At 44.3% G+C, this 25,670-nt stretch carries 27 protein-coding genes and 1 other annotated feature; of the genes, 18 read left to right on the top strand and 9 right to left on the bottom strand.

Annotated features, from left to right (window positions below; translation table 11 throughout):
* Positions 1-44: 44 nt before the first annotated feature.
* The 3 genes from ACR65H_RS08755 (at position 45) to ACR65H_RS08745 (ending at position 3,186) form a co-directional block, all read left to right on the top strand.
* Entirely contained in the window at positions 45-944 is a 900-nt protein-coding gene (locus ACR65H_RS08755; protein ID WP_440499790.1) for a fumarylacetoacetate hydrolase family protein, read from the top strand.
* 81 nt (positions 945-1,025) lie between these two features.
* Positions 1,026-1,400 carry a YisL family protein gene (locus ACR65H_RS08750; RefSeq protein WP_440499789.1) on the top strand — a complete coding sequence of 125 codons (375 nt, stop codon included), beginning with the start codon at positions 1,026-1,028 and terminating at the stop codon, positions 1,398-1,400.
* Positions 1,401-1,734: 334 nt separating this feature from the next.
* A complete protein-coding gene (locus tag ACR65H_RS08745; RefSeq protein ID WP_440499788.1) occupies positions 1,735-3,186 on the top strand; it encodes an alpha-amylase family glycosyl hydrolase in 1,452 nt (483 codons plus the stop codon).
* A 67-nt stretch (positions 3,187-3,253) separates the two neighbouring features.
* Here ACR65H_RS08745 and ACR65H_RS08740 read toward each other — a convergent pair whose 3' ends face one another.
* Positions 3,254-4,108 carry a DegV family protein gene (locus ACR65H_RS08740; protein WP_440499787.1) on the bottom strand — a complete coding sequence of 285 codons (855 nt, stop codon included), beginning with the start codon at positions 4,106-4,108 and terminating at the stop codon, positions 3,254-3,256.
* A 23-nt stretch (positions 4,109-4,131) separates the two neighbouring features.
* A complete protein-coding gene (locus ACR65H_RS08735) occupies positions 4,132-4,950 on the bottom strand; it encodes a Cof-type HAD-IIB family hydrolase (RefSeq protein WP_440499786.1) in 819 nt (272 codons plus the stop codon).
* 200 nt (positions 4,951-5,150) lie between these two features.
* Here ACR65H_RS08735 and ACR65H_RS08730 point away from each other — a divergent pair, with 200 nt between their 5' ends.
* The 3 genes from ACR65H_RS08730 (at position 5,151) to ACR65H_RS08720 (ending at position 8,584) form a co-directional block, all read left to right on the top strand.
* Positions 5,151-5,912, top strand: a complete 762-nt coding sequence (locus tag ACR65H_RS08730) for a prolyl oligopeptidase family serine peptidase (RefSeq protein ID WP_440499785.1) — start codon at positions 5,151-5,153, stop codon at positions 5,910-5,912.
* A gap of 50 nt (positions 5,913-5,962) precedes the next feature.
* Positions 5,963-6,271, top strand: a complete 309-nt coding sequence (locus ACR65H_RS08725) for a metal-sulfur cluster assembly factor (protein WP_440499784.1) — start codon at positions 5,963-5,965, stop codon at positions 6,269-6,271.
* A 171-nt stretch (positions 6,272-6,442) separates the two neighbouring features.
* A complete protein-coding gene (locus tag ACR65H_RS08720; protein ID WP_440499783.1) occupies positions 6,443-8,584 on the top strand; it encodes an ATP-dependent Clp protease ATP-binding subunit in 2,142 nt (713 codons plus the stop codon).
* Here the strand turns inward: ACR65H_RS08720 and ACR65H_RS08715 are convergent.
* Both ACR65H_RS08715 and ACR65H_RS08710 read right to left on the bottom strand, forming a co-directional pair.
* On the bottom strand, positions 8,508-8,987 hold the full coding sequence (locus ACR65H_RS08715) for a hypothetical protein (protein ID WP_440499782.1): 480 nt from the start codon (positions 8,985-8,987) through the stop codon (positions 8,508-8,510). The two genes, ACR65H_RS08720 and ACR65H_RS08715, sit on opposite strands and share 77 nt — an antisense overlap.
* Positions 8,988-9,018: 31 nt before the next feature.
* Positions 9,019-9,204, bottom strand: a complete 186-nt coding sequence (locus ACR65H_RS08710) for a DUF2929 family protein (protein ID WP_440499781.1) — start codon at positions 9,202-9,204, stop codon at positions 9,019-9,021.
* A 186-nt stretch (positions 9,205-9,390) separates the two neighbouring features.
* On the opposite strand from ACR65H_RS08710, the gene ACR65H_RS08705 reads away from it, so the two are divergent.
* The 3 genes from ACR65H_RS08705 (at position 9,391) to ACR65H_RS08695 (ending at position 12,081) form a co-directional block, all read left to right on the top strand.
* Positions 9,391-10,323: a beta-ketoacyl-ACP synthase III gene (locus ACR65H_RS08705; protein WP_440499780.1), complete on the top strand. Its 933-nt coding sequence runs from the start codon at positions 9,391-9,393 to the stop codon at positions 10,321-10,323.
* A 74-nt stretch (positions 10,324-10,397) separates the two neighbouring features.
* Positions 10,398-11,633, top strand: a complete 1,236-nt coding sequence (gene fabF, locus ACR65H_RS08700; RefSeq protein WP_440499779.1) for a beta-ketoacyl-ACP synthase II — start codon at positions 10,398-10,400, stop codon at positions 11,631-11,633.
* 229 nt (positions 11,634-11,862) lie between these two features.
* Positions 11,863-12,081 carry a YuzI family membrane protein gene (locus ACR65H_RS08695; protein ID WP_440499778.1) on the top strand — a complete coding sequence of 73 codons (219 nt, stop codon included), beginning with the start codon at positions 11,863-11,865 and terminating at the stop codon, positions 12,079-12,081.
* On the opposite strand, the gene trpS is transcribed toward ACR65H_RS08695, so the two are convergent.
* A complete protein-coding gene (gene trpS / locus ACR65H_RS08690; protein ID WP_440499777.1) occupies positions 12,038-13,024 on the bottom strand; it encodes a tryptophan--tRNA ligase in 987 nt (328 codons plus the stop codon). The two genes, ACR65H_RS08695 and trpS, sit on opposite strands and share 44 nt — an antisense overlap.
* Before the next feature lie 44 nt (positions 13,025-13,068).
* Positions 13,069-13,296, bottom strand: a binding site (T-box leader).
* Between the two features lie 190 nt (positions 13,297-13,486).
* Between trpS and ACR65H_RS08685 the strand changes: the two genes are divergently transcribed.
* The 5 genes from ACR65H_RS08685 (at position 13,487) to pepF (ending at position 19,564) form a co-directional block, all read left to right on the top strand.
* Entirely contained in the window at positions 13,487-14,692 is a 1,206-nt protein-coding gene (locus ACR65H_RS08685; protein ID WP_440499776.1) for a putative glycoside hydrolase, read from the top strand.
* Between the two features lie 399 nt (positions 14,693-15,091).
* Positions 15,092-15,490 (top strand): transcriptional regulator SpxA, encoded by a 399-nt coding sequence (gene spxA / locus ACR65H_RS08680; protein ID WP_060206922.1) that lies wholly within the window; start codon positions 15,092-15,094, stop codon positions 15,488-15,490.
* Between the two features lie 241 nt (positions 15,491-15,731).
* Positions 15,732-16,385, top strand: a complete 654-nt coding sequence (gene mecA, locus ACR65H_RS08675; RefSeq protein ID WP_440499775.1) for an adaptor protein MecA — start codon at positions 15,732-15,734, stop codon at positions 16,383-16,385.
* Between the two features lie 233 nt (positions 16,386-16,618).
* Positions 16,619-17,698, top strand: a complete 1,080-nt coding sequence (locus tag ACR65H_RS08670; protein ID WP_440499774.1) for a competence protein CoiA — start codon at positions 16,619-16,621, stop codon at positions 17,696-17,698.
* A 51-nt stretch (positions 17,699-17,749) separates the two neighbouring features.
* On the top strand, positions 17,750-19,564 hold the full coding sequence (gene pepF / locus ACR65H_RS08665; protein WP_440499773.1) for an oligoendopeptidase F: 1,815 nt from the start codon (positions 17,750-17,752) through the stop codon (positions 19,562-19,564).
* Between the two features lie 432 nt (positions 19,565-19,996).
* On the opposite strand, the gene ACR65H_RS08660 is transcribed toward pepF, so the two are convergent.
* The 3 genes from ACR65H_RS08660 to ACR65H_RS08650 form a co-directional block, all read right to left on the bottom strand.
* Positions 19,997-20,806 (bottom strand): DsbA family protein, encoded by an 810-nt coding sequence (locus ACR65H_RS08660; protein ID WP_440499772.1) that lies wholly within the window; start codon positions 20,804-20,806, stop codon positions 19,997-19,999.
* Positions 20,803-21,195 (bottom strand): globin domain-containing protein, encoded by a 393-nt coding sequence (locus ACR65H_RS08655; protein ID WP_440499771.1) that lies wholly within the window; start codon positions 21,193-21,195, stop codon positions 20,803-20,805. Before ACR65H_RS08655 ends, ACR65H_RS08660 begins: the two co-directional genes overlap by 4 nt.
* 94 nt (positions 21,196-21,289) lie before the next feature.
* Entirely contained in the window at positions 21,290-21,991 is a 702-nt protein-coding gene (locus ACR65H_RS08650) for a lytic transglycosylase domain-containing protein (RefSeq protein WP_440499770.1), read from the bottom strand.
* A gap of 144 nt (positions 21,992-22,135) precedes the next feature.
* Here ACR65H_RS08650 and ACR65H_RS08645 point away from each other — a divergent pair, with 144 nt between their 5' ends.
* Genes ACR65H_RS08645 through ACR65H_RS08630 form a run of 4 tightly spaced genes read left to right on the top strand, consistent with a single transcriptional unit; the run spans position 22,136 to position 24,933 of the window.
* Entirely contained in the window at positions 22,136-22,528 is a 393-nt protein-coding gene (locus tag ACR65H_RS08645; protein WP_440499769.1) for a UPF0738 family protein, read from the top strand.
* A gap of 15 nt (positions 22,529-22,543) precedes the next feature.
* A complete protein-coding gene (gene yjbM, locus ACR65H_RS08640; RefSeq protein WP_440499768.1) occupies positions 22,544-23,245 on the top strand; it encodes a GTP diphosphokinase in 702 nt (233 codons plus the stop codon).
* Positions 23,217-24,017, top strand: a complete 801-nt coding sequence (locus ACR65H_RS08635) for an NAD kinase (protein WP_440499767.1) — start codon at positions 23,217-23,219, stop codon at positions 24,015-24,017. The genes yjbM and ACR65H_RS08635 overlap by 29 nt, the downstream gene beginning before the upstream one ends.
* Positions 23,917-24,933: an RluA family pseudouridine synthase gene (locus ACR65H_RS08630; protein ID WP_440499766.1), complete on the top strand. Its 1,017-nt coding sequence runs from the start codon at positions 23,917-23,919 to the stop codon at positions 24,931-24,933. Before ACR65H_RS08635 ends, ACR65H_RS08630 begins: the two co-directional genes overlap by 101 nt.
* Here ACR65H_RS08630 and prpE read toward each other — a convergent pair.
* On the bottom strand, positions 24,921-25,661 hold the full coding sequence (gene prpE, locus ACR65H_RS08625; RefSeq protein ID WP_440499765.1) for a bis(5'-nucleosyl)-tetraphosphatase PrpE: 741 nt from the start codon (positions 25,659-25,661) through the stop codon (positions 24,921-24,923). The two genes, ACR65H_RS08630 and prpE, sit on opposite strands and share 13 nt — an antisense overlap.
* Positions 25,662-25,670 lie beyond the last annotated feature (9 nt).

Genomic DNA, 25,670 nt, shown 5'->3' with positions numbered 1-25,670 from the left:
AGTTGAAAAGGTTTTCCACATTATTAGGAAGGATGGGCTTTTACATGAAACTTTTGTCGTTCCGGTTTGAAGGAAGAACATTATTCGGTCCGAAAGTGAAAAAAGAGGAAGCGGTCTGGGATGTGAAATCGATTGCCGAAGCATTTGGCGAAACGGATTTCCCTTCAACAATCATCGAAGGCATCGCAGGAGGTTTGGAGTTTGTTGAAAAGGTGAGGAAACTTGCCGAGCAAGCTCGGAATAGTGAAAATCCGGAACAATTCAAGTATGCATTCACGGAGATTGAATGGCTGTCCCCGATTCCGCGCACGCCGAAAAACGTCCTTTGCGTCGGCAAAAACTATGCCGAACATGCCGCAGAAATGGGAGGGGACGCGCCGCCTGAAAAGCTAATGATCTTTACGAAATCGCCTACTGCAATCGCTGCAGATGAGCAGGATCTTCCGGCGCACGCAGCCCTTACAGACAACCTTGATTATGAAGGTGAATTGGCAGTCGTCGTTAGCAAGAAAGGCAGCAATATCCCGAAACAGCTCGCGTATGACCACGTATTCGGCTATACGATTGCGAATGATATTACGGCTAGGGACATACAATACGGCCATAAGCAGTTCTTCCTTGGAAAAAGCTTGGATGGCTCTTGCCCGATAGGTCCTTATATCGTCACGAAAGATGAAATTCCGAATGCACATAATCTTTCAATCGTCACAAAAGTGAATGATGAAGTACGTCAAAACGGAAATACATCTGACATGATTTTCAAGATCGATGAATTGATTGCCGAAATCTCGAAATTTGTAACGCTCGAGCCGGGCGATGTCATTTTGACAGGGACGCCTGCAGGGGTCGGAAAAGGATTTACTCCACCGAAATTCTTGAAAGCCGGCGACACGGTGAAAATTTCTGTAGAGGGCATCGGGACACTCGTCAATCGATTTGTATAAGGCCATTTCCTACTCTGGAAAGCTTTGCTATGATAAGATAGATAAGATAGAGTAGAATTTATTATCGATGAGGTGAACAGTTTGGACTTTTTATCAAGTACGCCCCATTTTCATATTTTCACATGGGTCGTAGGCATTATCATTTTCCTCGTTTCGGCAGTGATGGCGAACGGCACAAAAGGAAAAAAGATTACGCATATGATTGCACGCTTATTTTACATTCTTATCCTTATTTCCGGAGTCGCACTCTTCATTAAAGGGATGGACTATGGTAGAGGGGCAGAATACGGCATTAAATTCCTTCTCGGTCTATTGACGATCGGAATGATGGAAATGGTCCTCGTACGTTCCGAAAAAGGAAAGAAAGTGACGACATTCTGGATTTTGTTTTTCGTCTTCCTTTTTGCAACAATGTTCCTTGGCTTCAGATTGCCAATGGGCTTTGAATTTTTCTAATATGAATAAACATGGAAACCGTCGGTATGATTCCCGGCGGTTTTTTTATGGTGTTACCGTCTAAACTTCATGCGCACCCTCCGCTTTGGTTATCGTCTAGACTTCGGGCGCCAGAAGCTCGGGGTCATAAGTCAAAGTTGCTCTGTGGCAAAGAACGCCACGCTGCAACTTTGCCTTATGCCTGTCGCTTCTAAGCAGGCGCCCTCCGCTTTTGGTTATTCACAAATTCGACTAATTCTTTTATCCTGTATGGATTTTTCATTCCATTACATGGCGAGGTGCGTTCTGTTTTGTTAAAATGGCAAGAGATAGCTTGTCTGAGGAGGATTTTTTCGTGAAAGGGAAACGTTTGATTGGCATAGCTGCCATTTTTTTATTGTTTATTTCTGCATTCATGCCTGCTGCTGCTTTTGCCAAGGCGGAACGGGGCATTCTGGATGAGAGTATATACGATCTGCTTGTAGACCGTTTCAATAACGGCGCACGCAACAATGATATCGATGTCGATACACATAATGGCAACGCCTTCAATGGCGGCGATTTCGTCGGTGTCCAAGCACGGTTGCAGCATATTATCGATATGGGCTTTACGATGATTTCGTTAGGTCCGGTCTTCAAGACAGAGACGTATGATGGAAACGGGGTTCTGTCCTATACCGAGTTGGAACCTCATTTCGGTACGGAAGAAGAGTTAGATGCATTAGTCAAGGAAGTCCATGAGAAGAAAATGAAAGTGATCGCCGATTTTCCTTTGGGGAAGGTCAGTGCGGAACATGAATGGGCGAAAGGACAGACATATCAATTCGTCCATTCCGCTGACGGCACGGTAGATTGGAATTCGTCCGATGAAAACGTGCAGAACGCATTAATCGAAGCAGCGGTAGATTTCATCACGACTTACGAACTAGATGGAATCCGTCTGACAAAACTCGACGGGTTTGATGAGGCGTTCTTGAATAAAATGATCGACGCAATCCATGACACTAAGGAAGGCGCATACGTATTGACGAATGAAAAAAGCGGGGCAGCCTTTGATTTGCAGCCGAGCGATGAGAAAATGGAAGCGCTCCGTCAGTCATTCGTTAAAGCAGATCCGGATTCAACTCCGCTAAATATTTTCAAGGAAAGTGAAGACCGCGGCTTGCTGCAGTACGATGATTTGACGGGACCACGTTTCACGTATGATATCGTGGAAGCCCGGATGTTCCCACCGACCCGCTGGAAAGTGGCTGCAACTGCATTATTTACGCTTCCTGGCGTGCCACTCATGACATACGGGACGGAAATAGCAGTCAACGGTAAAGAAGCACCTGAAAGCCATCCGCTTTTCAATTTCAAGACGGACATGGAATTCAAGGATTTAATCGGTAATTTGAATTTGCTTCGCAATGAATCGGAAACTCTTCGGAACGGTGAATTCGAATTGTTGCACAATGAAGATGGCTTCCTTATCTTTAAAAGGACTTCGGAAGATGAAACATGGTTGATCGCCATTAACAACACATCGAAAACTGCGAGTTTGTCAATACCTGCCGAAAAGATCGGTGCAAACAAGAAATTGCGTGGAGTATTGGATGGCGATTTAATCCGGGAATCTGATGACGGTATGTTCCGTGTCATTTTGGACAGAGAACTTGCGGAAGTGTACATTGCGGATGATGATAAAGGTTTTAATACTCCTTATTTGATCGCGTCGATTCTCGTTTACGTTCTTTTCCTAGGTTTCTTGTTCCTCGTTATTAAAAAAGGACGGGAAAACAGGAGGAAGGGAAAAGAAAAAGTATAAAATGAAGATGCCTTTTCGGACTTGGTGGCGGCCATGTCTGAAAAGGCATTTTATGATGGAACGTATATTATTGATTGACCTTATTCAAAAAGAAAATTGCAATCGTGCCAGGTCCGGAATGGGATCCGATAGCTGACCCAATCATATGGATTTCGACATTTTTCGGCTGTAATTTCTCTTCAATAAGTGCTTTCATTTCAAGAGCTGTGCTTTCGTCATCCCCGTGACTGATGGCAATTGTCTGTTTTGAAAATTCGGCTCCCCGTTCTTCCATCAGCTCAATGATGCGGCGAAGCACTTTTTTTCGGCCACGATGTTTTTCGATCGGGACGAGCTTTCCGCCTTCGACATGAAGGAGCGGTTTAATGTTCAAGAGGCCGCCGATGAAAGCGCTCGCCTTTGATACGCGTCCGCCTTTCGCCAAGTAATCGAGATCGTCCACTGTGAACAGGTGCTCCATATGGGCGGCCATGTCACGGATTTTACGTTCAATTGTCCTTACATCATCGCCTGCATCCCGTAGACGGACTGCTTCCTTCACAAGAAGACCATGTCCTAGAGAAGCACAGCGTGAATCGATGATGACGAGATTCATGCCCGGATTTCCTTCTTTGACTTGGTCCTTCATCATGATTGCTGTGTTGTACGTGCCTGATAGCTCGGACGAAAAAGCGATGTACAGACCGTCTTCTCCTGATGCGGCAAGTTCCTTCCAAGTGGAAAGGAACAGTTCGGGCGATGCTTGTGATGTTTTTGGATGCTTTCCACTACGGATGGCACTATATACTTCCTTGGAATCAATCTCAAGGACATCATCGCCTTCCTTGTCATCGATTAACACGCGTAATGGGATAAGCGTAACATCGTTTTCGTCAAAAAATGATTTCGGCAAATCTGAACCACTGTCAGCAAAAATTCTCATTGTAAAGTCCCCTCACATTCTTTTTATATTTTGTTTGTTAATAATAACCGTTCTTTCAGTACTTCGGCAATTCCATCTTCGTTATTCGTCAACGTCACTTCGTCAGCAATGGATTTCAGTCTGTCTATTCCGTTGCCCATTGCGACGCCGACACCTGCGTAATCGATCATTTCAAGATCATTATCTTCATCGCCAAAAGCGATAATACGCTCGCGCGGGATTCCTAGATATTTAGCGACATGCGATATGCCGACTGCCTTATTCAACCCGTGGCGTACAATTTCGATGACATCAAATGGAGCACCCCATCGTCTATGGTCGATCGCTTCTGCGTGGACTTCCGCCAAATGCCTTCGGATCGTATCGACATTCGTTGGATCCGCTTGAATAAGCAAGCTCGTAGGTTCGACTTGCAAGGATTCCCGTATATCGCCTTGTTTGATGACAGGAGCTCCGAAGCTGAGGATATCCAAAAGCTTTTCATCGTGATATTGCAAGTATACATCGTCCATCACTTCCGCAATGATATTATGGAATCGGAAATCCTGCATCGCTTCGACAACATCATTGACGACGGGAAGAGCAATCGTTTCATGGACCGTTTTCCATGAGCGGTCGGTCGGATTATGTACGAACGCTCCATTAAAGTTGACGATCGGTGTAGTTAAGCCAAGCTCGCGGTAGTAAATCGAGCTTGCACGATATGGCCTTCCAGTCGCAATCATTACTTGGTGGCCTTGTTCTTCCGCACGCTTTAATGTATTGGCAGTTTCCTCCGAAATCACTTTCTCGTCTGTTAACAATGTCCCGTCCAAGTCGAGGACAATCAAATGCGGCTTCATAATTCCGCCCCCTTTGGAAAGTTTCTTTGTTCTATACCCAATTCATTCAGTGATTCAACGAGCTAATACAGCTTGTTATTATACTGTCCAGTTTATCGTTATCTATCTTGGCAAGTCAAAACATTCCAGCGGAAAACCGTCCTTTTTGTTTTTCTAGTAAAACTTTGATACGATTTAGAAAAAGTACAGAAGGTGTTCGAATGATTGTCAAAGAGGAAAATTGGAGCAATATACCATTACTGCATATTGTGGATGAAACAATGGAAAATAGCAATATACCAACCGTCATCTTCCTACACGGCTTTACGAGTGCCAAAGAGCATAACTTGCATTACGCATATAATATCGCAAAGAAAGGATACCGCGTCCTGTTGCCCGATGCCCATTTGCATGGTTCACGGGATGAAGGTTTGGATGAAGTCCAATTGAGCTTGCGTTTTTGGGAAATCGTCCTCACATCGATTGAAGAAATGGATGTGCTATATAAAGAGTTGAGGGAGAGAGGCGTATCAAAAATCGGCATGGGCGGCACTTCTATGGGCGGAATTACTACGCTTGGCTGCTTGACTGCGTATCCATGGATTGACGTAGCGACCGTCATGATGGGAGCACCAGGATATGTAGAGCTTGCTAAAGCACAAATGTCTCAATTTGAGCGTCGCGGTTTCAAATTGCCAATTACCGACGAAGAACGGAAAGCGCTGCTTGATACACTCGCTATTTTCGATTTGACGAAACAAAAGCAAAAGCTCAACAATCGTCCCGTTTTCTTCTGGCACGGGCAAAACGATACGACCGTTCCGTTTGAACCGACATTTAATTTCTTCAACGCGGCGAAGAAGGATTATGAAAATGAACCTGAGCGATTTGAATTTATAAAAGATCCAATAGCAGGGCACGCCGTTTCAAGATCTGGCATGCTTCGGTCGGTCGATTGGTTCGCATCTTATTTGAATGAATAAGCCATCCTTGCTATGATGAAGGCAGAACAGATTCGGAAAGGGGAATTTCAATGAATGATGATATGAAAGGCAGCTTGATGGGTGCCTTGGAAAATGTGATCGATCCCGAGCTCGGTATTGATATCGTCAACTTGGGACTTGTCTATGATGCAGAACTGGACGAAGAAGGTACTGCCAAAGTAACAATGACATTGACATCACTCGGTTGTCCGATGGGACCTCAAATCGTCGCCAACATCAAACAGGAACTGCAAGAGTTGCCTGAAGTGAAAGACGTGGATGTCAACATTGTTTGGAATCCGCCATGGTCGAGAGATAATATGTCACGCTATGCGAAAATGGCGCTTGGCGTGCGTTAATAAACCATAAAAAAAGGTTGTTTGACTTATTGTCAGACGGCCTTTTTTGTTTAACGCTTTTTAGGAAGGGTAGAGGAAAAAAGTAGGCAGTTTGCTTTACTTATAGGAAGGAAAAGCATATAATTTTAATTAATCAAAGATAGTCAAAGTCAAACAATGAGGTGATTGTATATGAGAATGGATGGCGTACAAGAAGACCAACGTACACCACTTGAACAATTTGGCCGAAATCTCGTTGAAGATGTGAAAAACGGCAAAATGGATCCAGTCATCGGACGAGATGAAGAAATTCGGAATGTCATTCGGATTTTATCAAGAAAAACGAAAAACAATCCCGTACTGATCGGGGAGCCTGGTGTCGGTAAAACCGCGATTGTCGAAGGGCTTGCCCAACGGATCGTCAAAGGTGATGTGCCGGAAGGGCTTAAGGATAAGCAGATTTTCGAATTGGATATGAGCTCGCTTATCGCCGGCGCCAAATACCGAGGGGAATTCGAGGAGCGGTTGAAAGGCGTTTTAAAGCAAGTGAAGGAAAGTAATGGAGAAATCATCCTTTTCATCGATGAAATTCATACGATTGTCGGGGCAGGCAAGACGGAAGGCGCGATGGATGCCGGTAATATGTTGAAACCGATGCTTGCGCGCGGAGAGCTGTATTGCATCGGGGCGACGACGCTCGACGAATACCGAATGTATATTGAGAAAGATCCGGCACTGGAGCGCCGCTTCCAGCAAGTTATGGTGCGCGAACCTTCCGTTGAAGATACGATTTCAATCCTACGTGGCTTGAAAGAACGTTTTGAACTGCATCACGGCGTTCGCATCCATGACCGTGCTTTAGTTGCGGCTGCGACATTATCTGACCGCTATTTGACGGAACGGTTCATGCCGGACAAAGCGATTGATTTGATGGATGAAGCGAGCGCGATGATCCGGACGGAAATCGATTCAATGCCGCAGGAACTTGATTCGGTCACACGACGGATCATGCAGCTCGAAATCGAGGAGCAAGCGTTGCGGAAAGAAAAGGATGCAATCAGTCAAAACCGTCTCGAAGCATTGCGCACCGAGCTGCAAGAGCTGAAAGATTCTTCTGCCGGTATGCGGGAACAGTGGAACAAAGAGAAAGAGGCTTTGCGTAATATTCAAGCGAAACGGGAAGATCTTGATCGGTACCGCCGTGAGTTGGAAGATGCGCAAAATCGTTTTGATTTAAATAAAGCCGCAGAACTCCAATACGGCAAAATTCCAGAGCTTGAAAAACAACTTCAGGAATTGGAAGCGCCGCTTGCGAATAGTTCAGACAGCCGTTTGCTCCGCGAAGAAGTGACTGAGGACGAAATTGCAATGATCGTGGCCCGCTGGACGGGAATTCCGGTCACGAAGCTCGTTGAAGGGGAACGGGAGAAGTTGCTGCGTCTCCGCGAAACATTAGAAGAGAGAGTTATTGGTCAAGACGATGCCGTGCAGCTCGTTACTGAAGCGGTTTGGCGTGCACGTGCAGGCATAAAAGACCCGAATAAGCCAATCGGATCCTTCCTGTTCCTTGGTCCTACCGGGGTAGGGAAGACGGAGCTTGCGAAAACGCTGGCAGCAACGCTGTTCGATTCGGAAGATCATTTCATAAGAATCGATATGTCCGAATATATGGAGAAGCACAGTGTATCTCGCCTCGTCGGAGCGCCTCCAGGTTATGTCGGCTACGAAGAGGGCGGACAGTTGACGGAAGCGGTACGACGCAATCCGTACTCGGTCGTACTTCTTGATGAAATCGAGAAAGCGCATCCAGATGTATCTAATATTTTGCTGCAAATATTAGATGACGGTCGGATTACGGACAGCCAAGGACGTCTCGTCAATTTCACAAATACTGTCGTCATTATGACGTCCAATATCGGCTCGGCATACTTGCTGCAAGGCCAGTTTGATTCGGATGAGCATGCCGCAGAGGATCTGGTCATGGCGGAGTTGCGCCGCCACTTCAAACCGGAGCTTTTGAACCGGATGGATGATATTATCATCTTCCATTCGTTATCAGGCGACTCGTTCCGTTTGATTGCACGTAAAATGCTCGAGGATCTTGTTAGACGGCTCGATGAACAAGAGATCGACTTGGAGTATAACGATGATGTACTAGACTGGATTGTCAAGGAAGGCACGGACGCGGAGTTTGGTGCAAGACCGTTGAAACGATTCATTCAACGCCACGTCGAAACAGTCGTCGCGAAGGAAATCATTAAAGGTGATTTGAAAGATGGCCAGAAATTGGTGTTGACGATGGAAGACGGGAAATTGAAGATTGATAAACAATAAAGAAAGCCTTGGTCACCGATTTAACATCGGCTACCAAGGCTTCTTTGCTTCTCGCGCCCAAAGAAGCGTCTCTCGCGTCCAAAGTGGCGTGTTCCGCGTCCAAAGTGTCGTGTTCCGCGTCCAAAGTGGCGTGTTCCGCGTCCAAAGTGACCTGTTCTGCGTCCAAAGTGGCGTGTTCCGCGTCCAAAGTGGCGTGTTCCGCGTCCAAAATGGCGTGTTCCGCGTCCAAAGCGGCATGTTCCGCGTCCAAAGTGGCGTGTTCCGCGTCCAAAATGGCGTGTTCCGCGTCCAAAGTGACCTGTTCTGCGCCTAAAGCGACGTTTTCCACGCCCAAAGTTACGACTACCGCGCTTAAAATATCAACTTCCACATGCAATGGACTTAGAACAAATAAAAAAACCATCCACAATTAAGTGAACGGCTTTACAGATGAATCAATAATCTGCGACTTGCTCGTCAGGAATGACAGCAGTTACGCCTAGTACGATAACTGACAAGATGACCGAAGCGATGACTCCGCCCATGAAGTCGAAAGATGCGATTCCGGCGATTGAACCGGCTACGTAGTTCAACATCGTTACAAGTAGAAAAGACCAAACAAATGTAATGATATATTTCATCAAATTCACCTCATTGTAACTATTTCCTCGTTCATCATACCATAGCACCACCAATCAATAAACAAAATTATATGCAATCTAGATTTTCTTTGGCGAAATCGTGTCGACATATTGAAAAACGATGTGTTATCTTCTATAATTAATACCAGGTACTAATATTAGATGATAAGGAACGGGGTATGTAATATGAATGCAGGGTTGATCGGTGTAGGGAAATTTGTTCCTACGCAAGTTGTGACAAACCATGATCTTGAACAGCGTATCGATACGACAGATGAATGGATCCGCACGCGCACAGGTATTGAAGAAAGACGCATTGCAGATGACAATACCGATACATCCGACATGGCGTATAACGCAGCAGTGGACGCTATTGAAAATTCAGGTCTCCATCCGGAAGATATCGAAATGATCATCGTAGCAACTGTGACGCCAGACCGTCCATTCCCATCCGTCGCAACGATGATCCAAGAGCGACTAGGTGCGAAAAATGCGGCAGCGATGGATGTATCTGCGGCTTGTGCGGGCTTCATGTACGGCGTTGTCATGGCTAAACATTTCGTTGAAGCGGGAACGTATAAACATGTCCTCGTCGTAGGTGTAGAGAAACTATCAAAAATTACGGATTGGGAAGACCGCAATACAGCAGTCCTTTTCGGAGACGGTGCAGGTGCTGCGGTTGTTGGAAAAGTAAGCGAAGGCCGGGGAATCCTTTCCTTCGAATTAGGAGCGGATGGTACGGGAGGCAAGCATTTATACCAAGATAAATATATCCATATGAATGGGCGTGAAGTATTTAAATTTGCGGTCCGTCAAATGGGCGAATCAGCTGTAAATGTAACGAAAAAGGCTGGTCTGACGACAGATGACGTCGATTACTTAATTCCGCACCAAGCGAATATCCGCATTATGGAAGCATCTCGTGAAAGGCTCGGACTTCCTATTGAAAGAATGTCCAAATCCGTCCATAAATACGGAAACACGTCAGCTGCATCGATTCCAATCTCGTTATTCGATGATTTGCAGGAAGGCCGCGTCAAAGATGATGACGTTATCGTCCTAGTCGGCTTCGGCGGCGGACTCACATGGGGCGCCCTATGTATAAAATGGGGAAAATAAAATAGGATTACTATATAATAAACGAAGCGATATAACTAATTATGAATTGTAAAAATGAAGGGGAGTTTTCAATAATGGAAAAACGTCGTGTAGTCGTTACAGGAGTTGGAGCAGTTTCTCCAGTAGGAAATTCCGCAGAAGAATCATGGGAAGCGGTATTGAACGGAAAATCTGGAATCGGACCTCTTACAAGACTGGATAGTGAACAATTTCCGGTAAAAGTAGCGGCAGAAGTGAAAGATTTTGATATCGAAGAATACATTTCTCGAAAAGATGCGCGGAAGATGGACCGTTTTACACATTACGCATTGGCTGCGTCCATCATGGCAATGAAAGATGCAGACCTCGAATTGGATGAAGAGACAGCATTGCGCACCGGCGTCTGGATCGGTTCAGGCATCGGCGGCATGGAAACGCATGAGCAGCAATTCAAGACATTCCTTGAAAAAGGATACCGTCGTGTCAGCCCATTCTTCGTTCCAATGATGATTCCTGATATGGCATCAGGTCAAGTATCGATTCATTTCGGTGCGAAGGGCATCAACTCATGTACAGTGACAGCATGCGCATCCGGAACGAACTCAATCGGAGATGCATTCGAAGTAATTAAACGCGGTGATGCAGACGTCATGATTACAGGAGGCGCGGAAGCACCAATTACAACGATGGCGGTGGCAGGCTTCTGCTCCAACACAGCATTATCCCTAAACCCTGATCCCGCAACAGCTTCACGTCCATTCGATAAAGAGCGGGACGGCTTTGTCATCGGGGAAGGCGCGGGCATCCTTATTCTTGAGGAGTATGAGCATGCAGTGAAGCGCGGTGCCAAAATCTACGCGGAAATCGTAGGATACGGCTCAACAGGCGATGCGCATCATATTACAGCACCTGCCCCTGAAGGAGAGGGTGCTGCACGTGCAATGCGTCAAGCTCTTGACGAGGCAGAGATTAGCCCAGATAAAATCGATTACATTAATGCCCACGGTACGAGCACACCGTATAACGACTTGTTCGAAACGATTGCTGCGAAGACGGTTTTCGGTGAACATGCGTATAAGCTTGCAATGAGCTCAACGAAATCGATGACTGGACATTTGCTCGGCGCTGCAGGCGGACTGGAAGCAATCTTTACGGTAAAGGCATTGCAAGAAGGGATTCTTCCTCCGACAACGAATTATGTGAATGAAGATCCTGAATGCGACCTCGACTATGTCGTTAATCAAGCAAGAAAAGCGGACATCGAATATGCGATGAGCAACTCTCTCGGTTTCGGTGGACATAACGCATCACTCGTTTTCAAGAAAATATAATTTTAGGCAAGTAGTAATGGTCAGGAGTTTCTTCAGCCTGATTGAAAACGCTTGCCAGCCTAGGCGCGAAGTCGAGCGAAGACGCGAATAGAACTAAAGTTCATGAGCGGACGAGCGAGACGAGCAACAACGGATGCGAGCGTTTGCCAACAGGCTGAAAGCTCCCCTTTTGATTCTTAAAGGGGAGCTTTCTTTCATACACTGGAAGAAAAGAAAAAGGGCGATGTATATGATGCGTATCTTCCTCTTCCTCATCAGCTACGGACTTATAGTCGTTACTGTCACACATATGATATTCTATTTCAATTATCTTTCGCTTGGATATAGTTGGCAACGGATTTTGCTGTTCATTATCCAAACGCCCGATTTCACGCTTTTTGTCATGGCGGTCATTCTATTAGCGATTACCGTCTTCTTCCAAGCCCCATCGCGGACTCCATTTTTTTGAGAGTAGCAGATGCAATCTCATTTGCTTTTTCTGCTCCCCTGTCAAGATGTCCATCAAGCTCCGAGGAATTGAGAAGCTCTCCATAGCGCTCTTGGAATGGTGTAAGATGCCCGATAACTGCTTCAGCGACGCCAGCTTTAAACGCTCCATAGCCGAGTCCTTCGTACTTCGATTCGAGGTCGGTAATTGAGATGCCACTTAATGCCGATTCAATTGTCAGCAAGTTGGACACCCCAGGCTTGTTTTCAACATCAAATTTTACGAAGCCGTCAGAGTCCGTCACAGCACTCTTGATTTTCTTTTCGATTTCCTTCGGTGTGTCCAATAGCGTAATCGTTCCTTTTTTGTTTGGATCCGATTTGCTCATTTTCTTTAATGGATCTTGCAATGATTTAATGCGGGCTCCATTTTTCGGTATGCGTACTTCCGGGATGGTTAACACCTCGCCGTATCGTTTATTGAAACGTTCCGCCAAGTCTCTTGTCAATTCAACGTGCTGCTTTTGGTCTTCTCCGACTGGCACGATGTCTGAATTGTAAATAAGGATATCTGCGGCCATTAGTGGCGGGTATGTGAGAAGCGCTGCAGAGACGCCTTCTTTCCCCTCGGATTTATCTTTGAATTGAGTCATGCGCTCAAGCTCGCCGATATAGGAAATGCATTGCATCATCCAGCCTGCTTGGGCGTGCGCTGGCACTTCAGATTGAATGAACAGCAAAGATTTCTCCGGATCGATTCCGCTGGCGATATAGATTGCAGCAAGCGAGCGGATTGTTTTTGCCAATTCATCAGGATCTTGCTGTACTGTAATGGCGTGCTGGTCGACGATGCAGAAACGGCAGTCGTATTCATGCTGAAGTTCTGTAAATTGTTTAAATGCACCGATATAGTTCCCTAATGTTACTGTTCCTGTGGGCTGAACACCCGAAAAAATAGTTTTCATCCAATATTCCTCCTCTGAAAATAAAAAAACACCAGACATCCCTAAAAAGGGACGACTGATGTGTATCAACCGTGGTACCACCCGAATTAGCCTGCGTGCAGGCCACTCAAACCCCTTAACGCGGGGGGACGTGAATGGCTACTGGAGAAGCAATCCTTTTTCGCCAATCAAGCTCAGGAACCCAATTCCTCTTGTTCGCCATACCTGGTCGCACCAACCACAGGCTCTCTTCAATGCCATAACAAGAATACTCTTTCCGTCTTCGCTTTTCATAATAGTTGTCAAAAGTATAATACGACATTTGAAATAAAGCAACTATAAAAAATTGATGTAAGAACTAGGTCTATATGCGGAATCTGACAAAAAAATAGGTTTTTCGACTCGATATCCAGGGAATAGATTACTTTCCCTATTCATTGTATTTTTGCTTTGATAGAATAATTGAGAGAGAGGAAGTGTCGTATGAAAAAAATAAAATGGATGACCTCTGTGATGCTTGCAAGCGCAGTTGCCATGCCGATTGCAGTGCAAGCTGACGAGGCGAATACGGATTTTGAATTCGCTGAACGTACATATGGATTTGAAACGATAGATAGTGGAATTGTATCAAGCTCAAAATTATTTCGTTATGATTCCGGACTTGTATTTGAGTACCCGGATGCAGTAAGAGGAATTTACGTGACGGGACATTCGGCAGGGGGTTCCCGATTCGATAGATTGTTAAAACTAATCGACTCGACGGATTTAAATGCAATGGTTATCGATATTAAAGATGATTTCGGCAACTTAACGTATAAGCCTCAAGAGGATTCGCCTTTATTTAAACTGGATATTGGAAAGCCGTACATAAAAGATCCACGTAAAATGTTAGAGACGCTTGAGGAGCAAAAGGTTTATCCAATTGCGAGGGTCGTAGTATTTAAGGATAGCGTGCTTGCGGAGCAACGGCCAGAACTGTCATTCATGGATGGAAATGAAGTTTGGAAAAATGGGAGAGGCGAGTCATTCGTCAATCCATTCATGAAAGAAGTTTGGGATCACAATGTTGATATAGCGATTGAAGCCGCAAAAATGGGATTCAAAGAAATTCAGTTCGATTATGTTCGTTTTCCGGAAGGATTCGAAAAACGGCATGAGACATTGAAATACTCAATGGATGACTACGCAGAGTCGGATCTTGATCCGGTTCAGCGCAGAGTTGAGGCAGTTACGGATTTTGTGGCATATGCACGAGAACAACTGAAGCCATATGACGTGGACGTATCCGTTGATATTTTCGGCTATTCCGCTACTTTGCCTGAAGCGCCTGGAATCGGACAAAACTTCTCGAAGATTTCCGAGAATGTAGATGTCATCTCGTCAATGATTTATCCAAGTCACTGGACGTCGTATTTTGGCATTTCCAAACCCGACCTCGAACCATATCGACTTGTGACCGAATATGCGAAAGTAGAGAACGCCAAGCTGGGAGCCCTGGAAAGCCCACCGGTTTCACGTCCTTGGCTTCAGGATTTCAGCGCACCTTGGCTCGGGAAAGGGAACTATCTTCGCTACGGCAAAAAAGAAGTAGAAGCACAAATTAAAGCACTGAAAGAGAATGGAATCGACGAGTATCTATTATGGAACGCAGGGAATAATTATACAGAAGGTGTAGATTATACGCCATAAATCATTTCCGGAAGCCTTCGTTAATAGGTTTCCGGAAATTTTTCATTGTTTACTGAAACTTTTTATCGTTCCATTTCGTACTACTTAGTGTAGAATGACATTTTTCATTCAACGAATTCTAAATGAGAAAATGATTTTTTTGAAGTAATGATGTTTAAACAATTCATTCGCCGGGTATAACAGTAAAGAAGTGTCCAAGTACATAACTTAAGGAGCTGTAAACCCTACAATATTGCGAAAATGTGACAAAGAAATCATCTGTTCCACTTTTCTTTGAAAAAGTGTATTCATTGAGAATGAATATGTGTATAATAGGAGTTAAGCTCGTTACTTTAAAATTATTCTAATTTAATTTTCTAAATATAAGATAGTTAGCCGACTGAAAGGAAGTGTCAGCGAATGGGAGTTACATTATTTACCTCACCTAGTTGCACATCATGTAGAAAAGCGAAGGCTTGGTTAGAAGAACACGAAATTCCGTATTCTGAAAGGAACATTTTCTCAGAGCCTTTGAATATCGATGAAATTAAACAAATTTTGCGGATGACGGAAGACGGAACGGACGAAATCATTTCAACGCGTTCGAAAATCTTCCAAAAACTAAACGTAGACGTAGAAAGCTTACCGCTGCAACGTTTATATGAACTAATCCAAGAACATCCGGGCCTATTAAGAAGACCAATCATCTTAGATGAAAAAAGGCTTCAGGTAGGATATAATGAAGATGAAATCAGACGCTTCCTACCTAGAAAAGTAAGGGCCTATCAGCTTCTTGAAGCGCGGCGCATGGTAAACTAACTAAAGACATAGTAAAGCTGATAGGGAGATAACAGGCATTTAGCCAATCCTATCGGCTTTTTATTTTCTCCTTGCTTTGTGGGCTGGTGTTCTCTACAATGCTAGTAACATTATTTAACTCCCTGAGGATAACCCTTTCAAAACCTCATGGACGGTCATATAGTAAGTATAAGCATTGCAGGTTTATTGCGAAAATAACGAAATGGGCTCAAGCCTGTTTGTAGGAAGGGAGAGAAAAGGGATGGAAATAGAGCGAATTAATGATAATACTGTAAAGTTTTACCTTTCGTATATAGACATTGAGGAACGGGGCTTTACACGTGAAGAGGTTTGGTACAATCGCGATAAAAGCGAAGAGCTCTTCTGGGAGATGATGGATGAGATCAATGACGAGACTGAATTTGAAGTGGAAGGTCCGTTATGGATACAAGTCCATGCGATGAATAACGGAATTGAAGTGACAGTGACGCGGGCTCAAGTTTCGGATAATGATGAATCGGATGGCCAATTCGGTTTGGATGATTCCAGAAAGCCTTTTGAACCAGATCCCAGCATGTTTGCCAATTCCGAACAGCTTATGAGCGAGTTGAACGATGAGCCAGTTGTTTGGACGTCCGATATGTTCGTCTTTGATGAGTTTGAAAACGTCATTTCGCTGTCAAAAGTCATTCCGCAATTTGCTGTTGAATCATCTCTCTATTCGTTTGAAAATAAATTCTATTTATACGTAGTTTATGATGAATCGAAAATGGACGATGATGATAAATCCGACTACTGTAGCCTCGTTTCTGAATACGGCTCGTTATCCCAAGTGACGATCCACCGCCTTGAGGAATACGGCAAAGTCATTATGGAATCTGATGTAATGGCAACTGTGAATAAATATTTCGGCTAATAACGATAATATAGCTGTTTCCCGGTAATAAGGGGGGACGGCTTTTTTGTTGTGAAATGAATTTATAGTTAGATCCAGACTTAATTACCAGTTAAATAGGTTAAGATTCATAATATTTGAAATCACATGCCGTGTTTCCTACAATACAATTGAAAGGAGTGAGGGTCATTTTAACAGCTTGGACAAATGAAGGCCGACTGATCATTCTATCCCCAGAGCTGGGAAGGAAAGAATTGCGAGAATGGAGGCAGAAGCAAAGTTTTTATTGTCCGCAATGCAAAAGTCCGGTCCAGTTGAAAGTCGGCGATATTGTGGTACCGCATTTTGCACACCAGAGGAATACTACTTGTATCGATTCTTTTTCCGAAGGGGAATCCCAACAACATTTGAACGGAAAACGGTTATTGTATCAGTTGCTGAAGGAACGCGGGCAAGAAGTAGAATTGGAGCCATTATTGAACAAGATTTCACAGCGTCCCGACTTGCTCGTCAAAGTAGGAAAAAAGAAGTTTCCGATTGAATTCCAATGCAGTACAATCCCCATTTCCGATCTAGAAGAGCGGACAGGTGGATATCGCAGAGCAGGCATGGAACCAATCTGGATTTTGCATACACCTGCAAAATTCGCTAACACCCCAGAAGGCGTCGGCATTTTTCAGTTTTCTAAGTTTCAAGAATGGTTCATCGTCAGTACCCATCCTAATGGAGACGTTCTCCTCACTTTTAACCCCCACACACTAACATTTCACTATTTCAGTAGTCTGCTGCATGTAGCCGGACAGCGGTATATCGGAATGCACCGCGTTCTTCCCCTTGGTTTTCAAATTTTCCCTTTCGCACGCCCGAAGTCACCAACCGAAAATGATATTAAACTATATGGAAATCTTTATGCTGCACATCGGCAAAAGGATTTGCAAAACAGGATTTTATTGAATAGAAAAGGCATCAAAGACCCATTCTTAAGAAGCTGCTATGAAATGAAAATGCTCCCTACACAGCTGCCGCCATGGATCGGTATACCGATTATAGGAAATCAATCATTCCGCGAAGCAGATGTTGAATGGCAGTTCCGTTTTATTCATTTTCTCAAGCGGAACAGAATTCCGGTTTCAGATGTTTCAACATATGCAATTGAGCGTTTTATCCACGGATTTGATAGGAAATTCAACGGAAAAGTCATGGCTTGTAAAAACTATGTCGAATTATTAAGCCAGTTCGGCATAGAGTCAACTGCGTCAAAAACAGATTTTGGTGAAAATGTAATTTTGCAATTAATTTCAGAAAGATTTCTTGCAAATGAGGAACGGAATTGAGAGAATAAAAATGATTCGATTTACGAAGAAAAATGATGGGGAGGTTTTTGAATGTCGACAGAAACTAAAAACAAAGTGTTGACGCGTGATCAAGTGAAAGTAGAAGAAACATGGCGTCTCGAAGATATTTTTCCAAATGATGAGGCATGGGAAAAGGAATTCAAAGAAATTGAAGAACTCTCAGGAAAGGCTGAAACATTTAAAGGCACTTTGAATGAAGGTGCAGATGCATTGTTCGCGGCGCTTTCATACCGAGATACGATTTATCAAAGAATGGGGAAACTGTATACGTATGCCCATTTGAAAGGCGACCAGGATACGACGAACAGCTTCTACCAAGCGATGGAAAGCCGAGCGAAAACTTTGTACGTCAAAATTTCGACAGCACTTTCTTACTTCGCGCCTGAATTGCTTGCTATTCCTGAAGAGGAATTGAATAGCCTCGCAGAAAACAACGATAAATTGAAAGTGTACAAGCATGAATTCGAAGAAATGAACGCTTATCGTGCACATATCCTCCCGGCTGAGCAAGAAGCTATCTTAGCACAAATGGGTGAAGTGACGGGCAGTTCTTCCGAGACATTCAGTATGCTAAACAATGCAGACTTGACGTTTCCGACGGTGAAGGATGAAGACGGGGAAGAGGCAGAGCTGTCACATGGCCGATATATCCGTTTCCTCGAAAGCAAAGATGCTCGTGTACGAGAAGACGCATTTAAAGCAATGTACAGCAAATACGGCGAATTCAAGAACACATTCGCTTCAACGTTGAGCGGAAATGTTAAAAGAAATAACGTCAACGCGCGCATCCGGAAATACTCATCTGCGCGGGAAGCCGCATTGTCAAATAACCATATTCCAGAGCAGGTATATGATAACCTCGTCAATACGATCAATAAAAACCTTGAATTGCATCATCGCTATGTTGCATTGCGAAAAAAGGTCCTCGGTTTAAATGAGCTCCATATGTGGGATATGTTTGCGCCGATGGTGAAAGACGTGGAAATGAAAATTCCATATGAAGAAGCGACAGAAACGATGCTTGAAAGTTTCCATCCGCTAGGTGAGGAGTACACTTCAATTGTAAAAGAAGGACTTGAAAACCGTTGGGTGGATGTCCGTGAAAATAAAGGGAAGCGTTCAGGCGCTTATTCATCTGGCTCATATGGAACAAATCCGTATATCCTTATGAACTGGCAAGACAACGTAAATAATATGTTCACATTGGCTCACGAGTTCGGGCATAGTGTGCATAGCTATTATTCGAGGAAGAATCAGCCGTACAACTATAGCGGTTATTCAATCTTCGTTGCAGAAGTTGCGTCTACAGTAAACGAAGCGATCTTAAACGATCATTTACTGAAAACAATCGATGATAAGCAAAAACGTATTTATTTATTGAACCACTGGCTAGAAGGCTTCCGTGGAACGGTCTTCCGCCAAACAATGTTCGCGGAGTTCGAGCATCTGATCCATCAGCTTGACCAACAAGGCGTCGCATTGACTGCAGACAAATTGTCGGAAGAATATGCTGCATTGAACAAGAAATACTTTGGAGATGCAGTCGAAGAAGATAAGGAAATCGCTCTCGAATGGGCGCGCATCCCTCATTTCTACTACAATTATTATGTGTATCAGTATGCGACAGGCTTCAGTGCTGCTGTGGCACTTAGCCATCAGATCTTGTCAGAAGGGCAGCCAGCTGTCGATCGTTACATCAATCATTTCCTAAAAGCCGGTTCATCGGATTATCCGATTGAAGTATTGAAAAAAGCAGGAGTCGATATGACAAGCACGGCGCCGATTGAAGAGGCGTGCAAAGTGTTTGAGGAAAGATTGAACGAGCTGGAAGAATTGCTTGGTTAATCTAAAACAGTGAAAAAGAACCTGACGCAGCGCTTTCGGCGACTTAGTCAGGTTTTTTCATTTAAGTTGTATTATGATTATATTTATATAACAATAAGTTAAGCGCTTTCATTTTGGTGAGTGAGTAAATGTGTATTTTTACAACTTCTTGAAAGTCTTTAGGTATAGGATTTATCTCGTGTTTTATTTGTGACAGAGATGTGAATTTTTATGTGAAATGTTGATGTTACTATTATTTTATGATAAGTTATAGATGTGAAATAAATCACATACCAAACATACACCCCTTTTGTTTGAACGTGAACATTTCTCCCATTCCCTTTGTAAAAGAGCATCCCTCTCCCCCAAGAGTGGATGCTCTTTTCTTTTATTGTTTACTATAATGTAAAAAGCAGATTGCATGGGATTCGACGACCATGCAATCTGCTTTTTTCAATTAATGCGTTTACGCCATAGCGTCATGTTTGTCAAAGGTAGTCTTTCTATCTTTTGGAGAAGAAGCTGTTTCTTTAATTCGCGCTCGGCCGATTTTTCCGGGATGTTGTATATTTCGGCGATCTCTTTCGTTGAAAGTGAATCGAAACGCAGGAACAATTCATCTAAAGTCGGTGGGGCGTCTGGTCTGATTTCGTACCCGACCATCTCTTCCAAAATCTGTTCATATATTTCATAAGAATGTAAACCATTCACTTTCAAGCCTTCATCTTCAATATTTTCATTGAAGAAAACAAAGGAAGGTGCGTCCTCGACTTCCATTTCATTCGCTAAATGCAAATCGACTTGCATGGAACGCAGTACATGATGTGATGAAAAATCAAGGATGAATTCATCAACATCTAAATTAATACTTTCTGCTATTTCGACGAGCACTGAAAAGGAGAAGACGTTCCTCTTTTTCAAATATGTGTATTCGAATAGTTTCGATAGGAATCGGAAACCTGCACGCTTTCCTTGAAACTCCGCGGCTTTTAAAGCGATGCTCGGAAATGCAGGATGATTTTTATCGCAAGCTTTCGCATCATTCAAGTTGACGAAACAGCATGAATTCGTCTTTGTCAAGGAAGTTCTAAGAACGACTTTCAATGTGAAATAACGTTCATATTCGACTTGCAATCTGCGCAGCAATGGCTGTAGCGCCCAACTGTTCATGCATAAGGGATCTACGAATACGTAAATCTCGATGGGCTTCGACAAGGAGGCTGAAGAAGTAGCGCTGCTTTCCAACAGAGTTTCCCGGTTCACCGCTCATCCTCCTCGCTTCTATTCACCATATGATTTGCAGTTAGTACGAGTCGTTGATAATATACGTCCCGCAATGGTCCTTCCAAACCTACATCATCCATCGCTTCTGCCATGCAGGCGAGCCAAGCTTTTGCACGTGTTGGAGTTATCGGAAAAGGCATATGACGCGCTTTCATCATCGGATGGCCGTGCTCTTCCGTGAATAAATTCGGTCCGCCTAAATATTGTGTTTGAAATTGTTTCTGCTTTCGTGCTGTTTCCGTCAGATCTTCAGGGAAAATCGGATATAGGTCCGGGTGGACAGCCACTTTTTCATAAAAACGATCGATGAGCTCCGACAATTTTTCAGCACCGATTTCCTCATAAGGAATCAAAGGTTTTCGAGTCATGTATGTCAATCTCCTTTGTTCTGACTGTATGGACATTTTATCAACCAAACAATTCTTTCACAAACATATTGCTTTCAACTGAACTAGGAAGCTGTCAGACTTCAAAGCGATTGTAGTAGTTTAGCACTTTAGATACATATTGTTCTGTTTCCTTGAAAGGCGGGATTCCGCCATATTTTCTAACATTTCCGGGGCCGGCATTATAGGCAGCCAATGCCATTTCGACATTGCCGAATTGGTCAAGCATTTGCCGTAAATATTTTGCCCCGCCCATTATATTTTGCTCTGGATCGAATCCGTCTTGCACACCTAACAGTCTAGCAGTGCCTGGCATGAGTTGCATTAAGCCCATGGCACCTGCGCCACTGACTGCTGAGCTGTTAAAGTTGGACTCCTGTTTAATGACAGATGAAATCAAGTTCTCTGGTAAGCTATATGTTTCCGCCGCCCGCTTAATGAAAACTGTGAAGTTGTTCTCTCCAGCAGGTACAGAAGTTTCACTGTTCAACGCTTGAGAGTTGAAAATAGCCGATTGAAGGCCATTTGGTACATAAACGTTATTCGAACCTGCGTATTGGAGACTGTTCATCGACTCAAGTCCTCCAAGCATTCCGAACGACTGTATTGGAAATGTCTCTGTTCGTGTAGAATCTTCTGTCATGCCATTCAATAGATCATTTATCATAACGCTGAATAGCGAGGAAGTTGAATCCTGACTGTTCGCGATAGTTTGCACCGAACCTAGTGTCTGCATCGCCTGGATATCCATCAAAGTGCGTATTGCACGTGCATCCATTTTGCTACTCCCTTTCTTTAGGACTTTCTACTGTTGCTTATGAATTAAGTATATCAAGTTTGACATAAAAACGCATGTTACAGACTGCACCGACGGCTCTCATATGGTAGACTGAACGTAAGATAATTGAAAGGAAGAAGACCTATGCGAATTCAGAACCGAGTAATTAACGGGCAACAGAGCGGTGACGACATCCTGTTTTTGTTGGAGGCGGAAGCTGACCGTCCGACTGGGGTCCCTGCAAAGAAAATGATAACCGATTCCGAAGAACATTCATTTGTCTATTTGATGGACGAAGATGAAGGGTATACATACATACATTTCCCAAAAGAAACTTGGCCATATATGGCGCTTGTATTGGAAGCCGGAACAGACCCGGTTCTCATGTGGAACGATGAAAAAATTCCCTTGCCAGGTTTTGTAGAAGAGCTGACGATGCTCGTCTATAATATCGAAGGGAACGACAATTATGGAGAGGCATTCACGACTGCGGTGGAGCAGGAATTCGAGGCCTTCCTCCAAAACATCAACTACTAGTTTGGAGGGCTACTCATGAAGGAGTGGAAGCAATTTCTTGAACCGTATAAACAGGCCGTTGCCGAACTGAAGGTGAAACTGAAGGGGCTTCGCACGCAGTATGAACTTGAAGGAGTCCATATGCCTGTAGAATTCGTGACAGGCCGAGTGAAACCGCTCGCAAGCATTTATGATAAAACACTTGAAAAGGGTATTCCTTTCCAACCTTCCGCGGAGTTGGCGGAAGAATTGCCGGATATCGCGGGGGTCCGCATCATGTGCCAATTCGTTGATGATATTGGCAAAGTTGTTCATACATTGCGGCAGCGCACCGATATGCAAGTCGTTGAGGAGAGGGACTATATATCTCATAAGAAACCGAGCGGATACCGTTCCTTTCATATGATCATCGAGTACCCGGTTCAAACGATCCACGGGGAAAGGACGATACTCGCGGAAATCCAGATCCGTACGTTGGCAATGAACTTCTGGGCTTCCATCGAACATTCCTTGAATTACAAATATCAAGGCGAATTGCCGAACGAAATCAGACATCGACTGGAACGGGCAGCAGAAGCCGCATTCAGATTGGATGAAGAGATGTCATTGATTCGGGATGAAATACATGACGCCCAGCAATACTTCAGCGCATTTAAAGAAACAGCCGATAGGGATTACGGCAAAACGAAACGGAAAAGGGGAGTCAATGATGAAATTCGCCATCCAGACGAGAAATGATTCATTATCGAATCGGTTAAAAGATGAAGCGAAGGATTATTTGACTGATTTCGGGTTAGTTTTTGACGAAGATGAACCTGATATCGTTTTATCAGTCGGAGGGGATGGCACTTTGCTCCATGCTTTCCATAAATATATCCACCGACTGAAGGATACTGCATTCATCGGCATCCATACGGGGCATCTCGGATTCTATGCCGATTGGAAGCCTGCTGAAATGGAAAAGCTTGTCTTGTCCATTGCCCGGAAGGAATATAATGTCATCGAGTATCCCCTTCTCGAAGTGACGATCAACTATCGGAATTCGGAAAAAGTCGCAAAATATCTTGCGCTCAATGAATCGACGGTAAAATCCCCTGAAGTGACATTAGTCATGGACGTAGAGTTAAATGGTGTACATTTCGAAAGATTCCGCGGGGATGGACTTTGTATGTCGACGCCATCCGGATCAACCGCCTATAATAAGGCACTCGGTGGCGCGATTATCCACCCGTCTTTACATGCCATTCAACTGACTGAAATGGCTTCTATCAACAACCGGGTCTTCCGGACAGTCGGTTCTCCGCTCGTTCTGCCAGCGCATCATAGTTGTGTACTGACGCCGGTCAAAGGGCCGGATTTCATGGTGACGATCGACCATTTGCAACTATTGCATAAAGATGTGAAATCGATTGAATATAAAGTGGCAGATGAGAAAGTTCGGTTTGGCAGGTTCCGTCCTTTCCCATTTTGGACGAGGGTCCACGATTCGTTCATCGCGAGTGATGAGTGAAGTGGTTGTGGATAAAAAGAAGTTCATCCTGGAATTCATTGTTGACGAAGACCGGATCCTACTCCGGGAATTCCTTCATAGCCATGGAATTTCCAAACGGACTTTGACGGCTGTAAAATACGACGGAGGCTGCCTGCTTGTAAACGGGACAGAGAAGACGGTGAGGCATATGCTCAGTAAAGGCGATGCTGTCACAGTTCAGTTTCCGCCGGAAGAGCCAAGCCTCGGTCTAGTTCCTGAAACTGGCAATCTGGCAATCGTTTATGAAGATGAAGCGATTTTGATTATCGATAAGCCTGCTGGTCAAGGAACGATACCTTCACGCGATCAGCCGAACGGGACGGTCGCCAATTTCGTAGCTGGAAAGCTCGAAGCTGAAGGCGTCCCATCGACCGTGCATGTCGTGACGAGGCTGGATACGGATACTTCGGGAATTGTTTGCATAGCAAAAAACCGACATATTCACCATCTGCTCAGCGAACAGATGCAGACAACCGGTTTTGACCGCAGTTATATTGCAATTGTTGAAGGGTATATAGAGAACGATGCCTTCACAATTGAAGAGCCGATCGGACGGAAGGACGGCAGCATTATTGAAAGGACAGTCCGGGATGATGGGCAGTACGCAAGAACCGATGTGAAAGCAGAAGGCCGCTTCGAATGGAACGGCGAAACGTACACAATCATTTCTTTGAAGCTGCATACTGGGCGAACTCATCAAATACGAGTTCATATGCAATGGCTCGGTCACCCGCTTGCTGGAGACGATTTGTACGGCGGCTCTCTTCAATTGATCGATCGTCAAGCGTTGCATTGTGCAGCAATTGGCTTCTGCCATCCGCTGACAGGTGAACCGATGACCTTTACGAGTAGTCTGCCATCGGATATGGCGCAATTAATTCCTCAATCAAAGTGAGTGAACTTCTCCGGGATGAACGGTTGCTGTGATGGAACTGATACGATTTCCATTTCAGGATAGCGGACGGCGGTAAGTTTGCCGCCAAATACGCATCCTGTATCGATATTGACAGTCTGGTTGACGAACCGTGCATCTGTTACTGGAGTATGTCCGTAGACGATCCACGCGTCGCCAAAATACTTTTTCGCCCAATCCCTTCGAACGGGACGGCCGTCCGGAAGCGTTTCGCCGGTCGTATCTCCATAGAGGACGAACGATTGTATTTTCTTTGAAAATGGTTCTCCAATCATCTGTTCACGAATTCCTGCGTGTGCGATAATAAGTTTTCCATTGTCCAGATTTTCGTATAAAGGCAAAGCCTCGTAGAATTGTCTATACCGATCCAGAAAGCGCATTTTGTCTTTAGGAGGTAGGGCATTCAACTCGGCCACTGTCGTTTCAAGCCCATTCTTCAGCTGGACTTTGCTGCCTTTCGAGAAACGGTACAGTTTGTTGCAATGATTGCCGGGAGAATAAATAAGTCGGTGATTATCCTGCAGCTTGAACATCAATTCCAAAGTTTTTAACGAAGCCGGACCCCGATCCATCGAGTCTCCTACAAAAGCGAGCTGCCTTCCATCGTTATGGAAAGGCAAACCCGATGTGAATGAATAACCAAGCTTGTCCATCAAAGACAGCAATTCATCATAACATCCGTGTATATCACCAATAATATCCAGTTTCATATCTATCGA

It is taken from the genome of Sporosarcina sp. SAFN-015, from assembly GCF_059415085.1.
The sequence above is the reverse complement of the archived record's forward strand: the minus strand, read 5'-3'. Positions and strand labels throughout refer to the sequence as shown.

Excerpts from the sequence above, each read along its gene's own strand:
- ACR65H_RS08730 (WP_440499785.1), top strand. The coding sequence starts at position 5,151 with ATGATTGTCAAAGAGGAAAATTGGAGCAATATACCATTACTGCATATT.
- ACR65H_RS08705 (WP_440499780.1), top strand. The coding sequence starts at position 9,391 with ATGAATGCAGGGTTGATCGGTGTAGGGAAATTTGTTCCTACGCAAGTT.
- fabF (WP_440499779.1), top strand. The coding sequence starts at position 10,398 with ATGGAAAAACGTCGTGTAGTCGTTACAGGAGTTGGAGCAGTTTCTCCA.
- ACR65H_RS08685 (WP_440499776.1), top strand. The coding sequence starts at position 13,487 with ATGAAAAAAATAAAATGGATGACCTCTGTGATGCTTGCAAGCGCAGTT.
- ACR65H_RS08740 (WP_440499787.1), bottom strand. The coding sequence starts at position 4,108 with ATGAGAATTTTTGCTGACAGTGGTTCAGATTTGCCGAAATCATTTTTT.
- mecA (WP_440499775.1), top strand. The coding sequence starts at position 15,732 with ATGGAAATAGAGCGAATTAATGATAATACTGTAAAGTTTTACCTTTCG.
- yjbM (WP_440499768.1), top strand. The coding sequence starts at position 22,544 with ATGAAGGAGTGGAAGCAATTTCTTGAACCGTATAAACAGGCCGTTGCC.
- ACR65H_RS08735 (WP_440499786.1), bottom strand. The coding sequence starts at position 4,950 with ATGAAGCCGCATTTGATTGTCCTCGACTTGGACGGGACATTGTTAACA.
- spxA (WP_060206922.1), top strand. The coding sequence starts at position 15,092 with ATGGGAGTTACATTATTTACCTCACCTAGTTGCACATCATGTAGAAAA.
- ACR65H_RS08710 (WP_440499781.1), bottom strand. The coding sequence starts at position 9,204 with ATGAAATATATCATTACATTTGTTTGGTCTTTTCTACTTGTAACGATG.
- ACR65H_RS08725 (WP_440499784.1), top strand. The coding sequence starts at position 5,963 with ATGAATGATGATATGAAAGGCAGCTTGATGGGTGCCTTGGAAAATGTG.
- ACR65H_RS08755 (WP_440499790.1), top strand. The coding sequence starts at position 45 with ATGAAACTTTTGTCGTTCCGGTTTGAAGGAAGAACATTATTCGGTCCG.
- prpE (WP_440499765.1), bottom strand. The coding sequence starts at position 25,661 with ATGAAACTGGATATTATTGGTGATATACACGGATGTTATGATGAATTG.
- ACR65H_RS08715 (WP_440499782.1), bottom strand. The coding sequence starts at position 8,987 with ATGGTTTTTTTATTTGTTCTAAGTCCATTGCATGTGGAAGTTGATATT.
- ACR65H_RS08650 (WP_440499770.1), bottom strand. The coding sequence starts at position 21,991 with ATGGATGCACGTGCAATACGCACTTTGATGGATATCCAGGCGATGCAG.
- ACR65H_RS08645 (WP_440499769.1), top strand. The coding sequence starts at position 22,136 with ATGCGAATTCAGAACCGAGTAATTAACGGGCAACAGAGCGGTGACGAC.
- ACR65H_RS08635 (WP_440499767.1), top strand. The coding sequence starts at position 23,217 with ATGAAATTCGCCATCCAGACGAGAAATGATTCATTATCGAATCGGTTA.
- ACR65H_RS08720 (WP_440499783.1), top strand. The coding sequence starts at position 6,443 with ATGAGAATGGATGGCGTACAAGAAGACCAACGTACACCACTTGAACAA.
- trpS (WP_440499777.1), bottom strand. The coding sequence starts at position 13,024 with ATGAAAACTATTTTTTCGGGTGTTCAGCCCACAGGAACAGTAACATTA.
- pepF (WP_440499773.1), top strand. The coding sequence starts at position 17,750 with ATGTCGACAGAAACTAAAAACAAAGTGTTGACGCGTGATCAAGTGAAA.
- ACR65H_RS08655 (WP_440499771.1), bottom strand. The coding sequence starts at position 21,195 with ATGACTCGAAAACCTTTGATTCCTTATGAGGAAATCGGTGCTGAAAAA.
- ACR65H_RS08695 (WP_440499778.1), top strand. The coding sequence starts at position 11,863 with ATGATGCGTATCTTCCTCTTCCTCATCAGCTACGGACTTATAGTCGTT.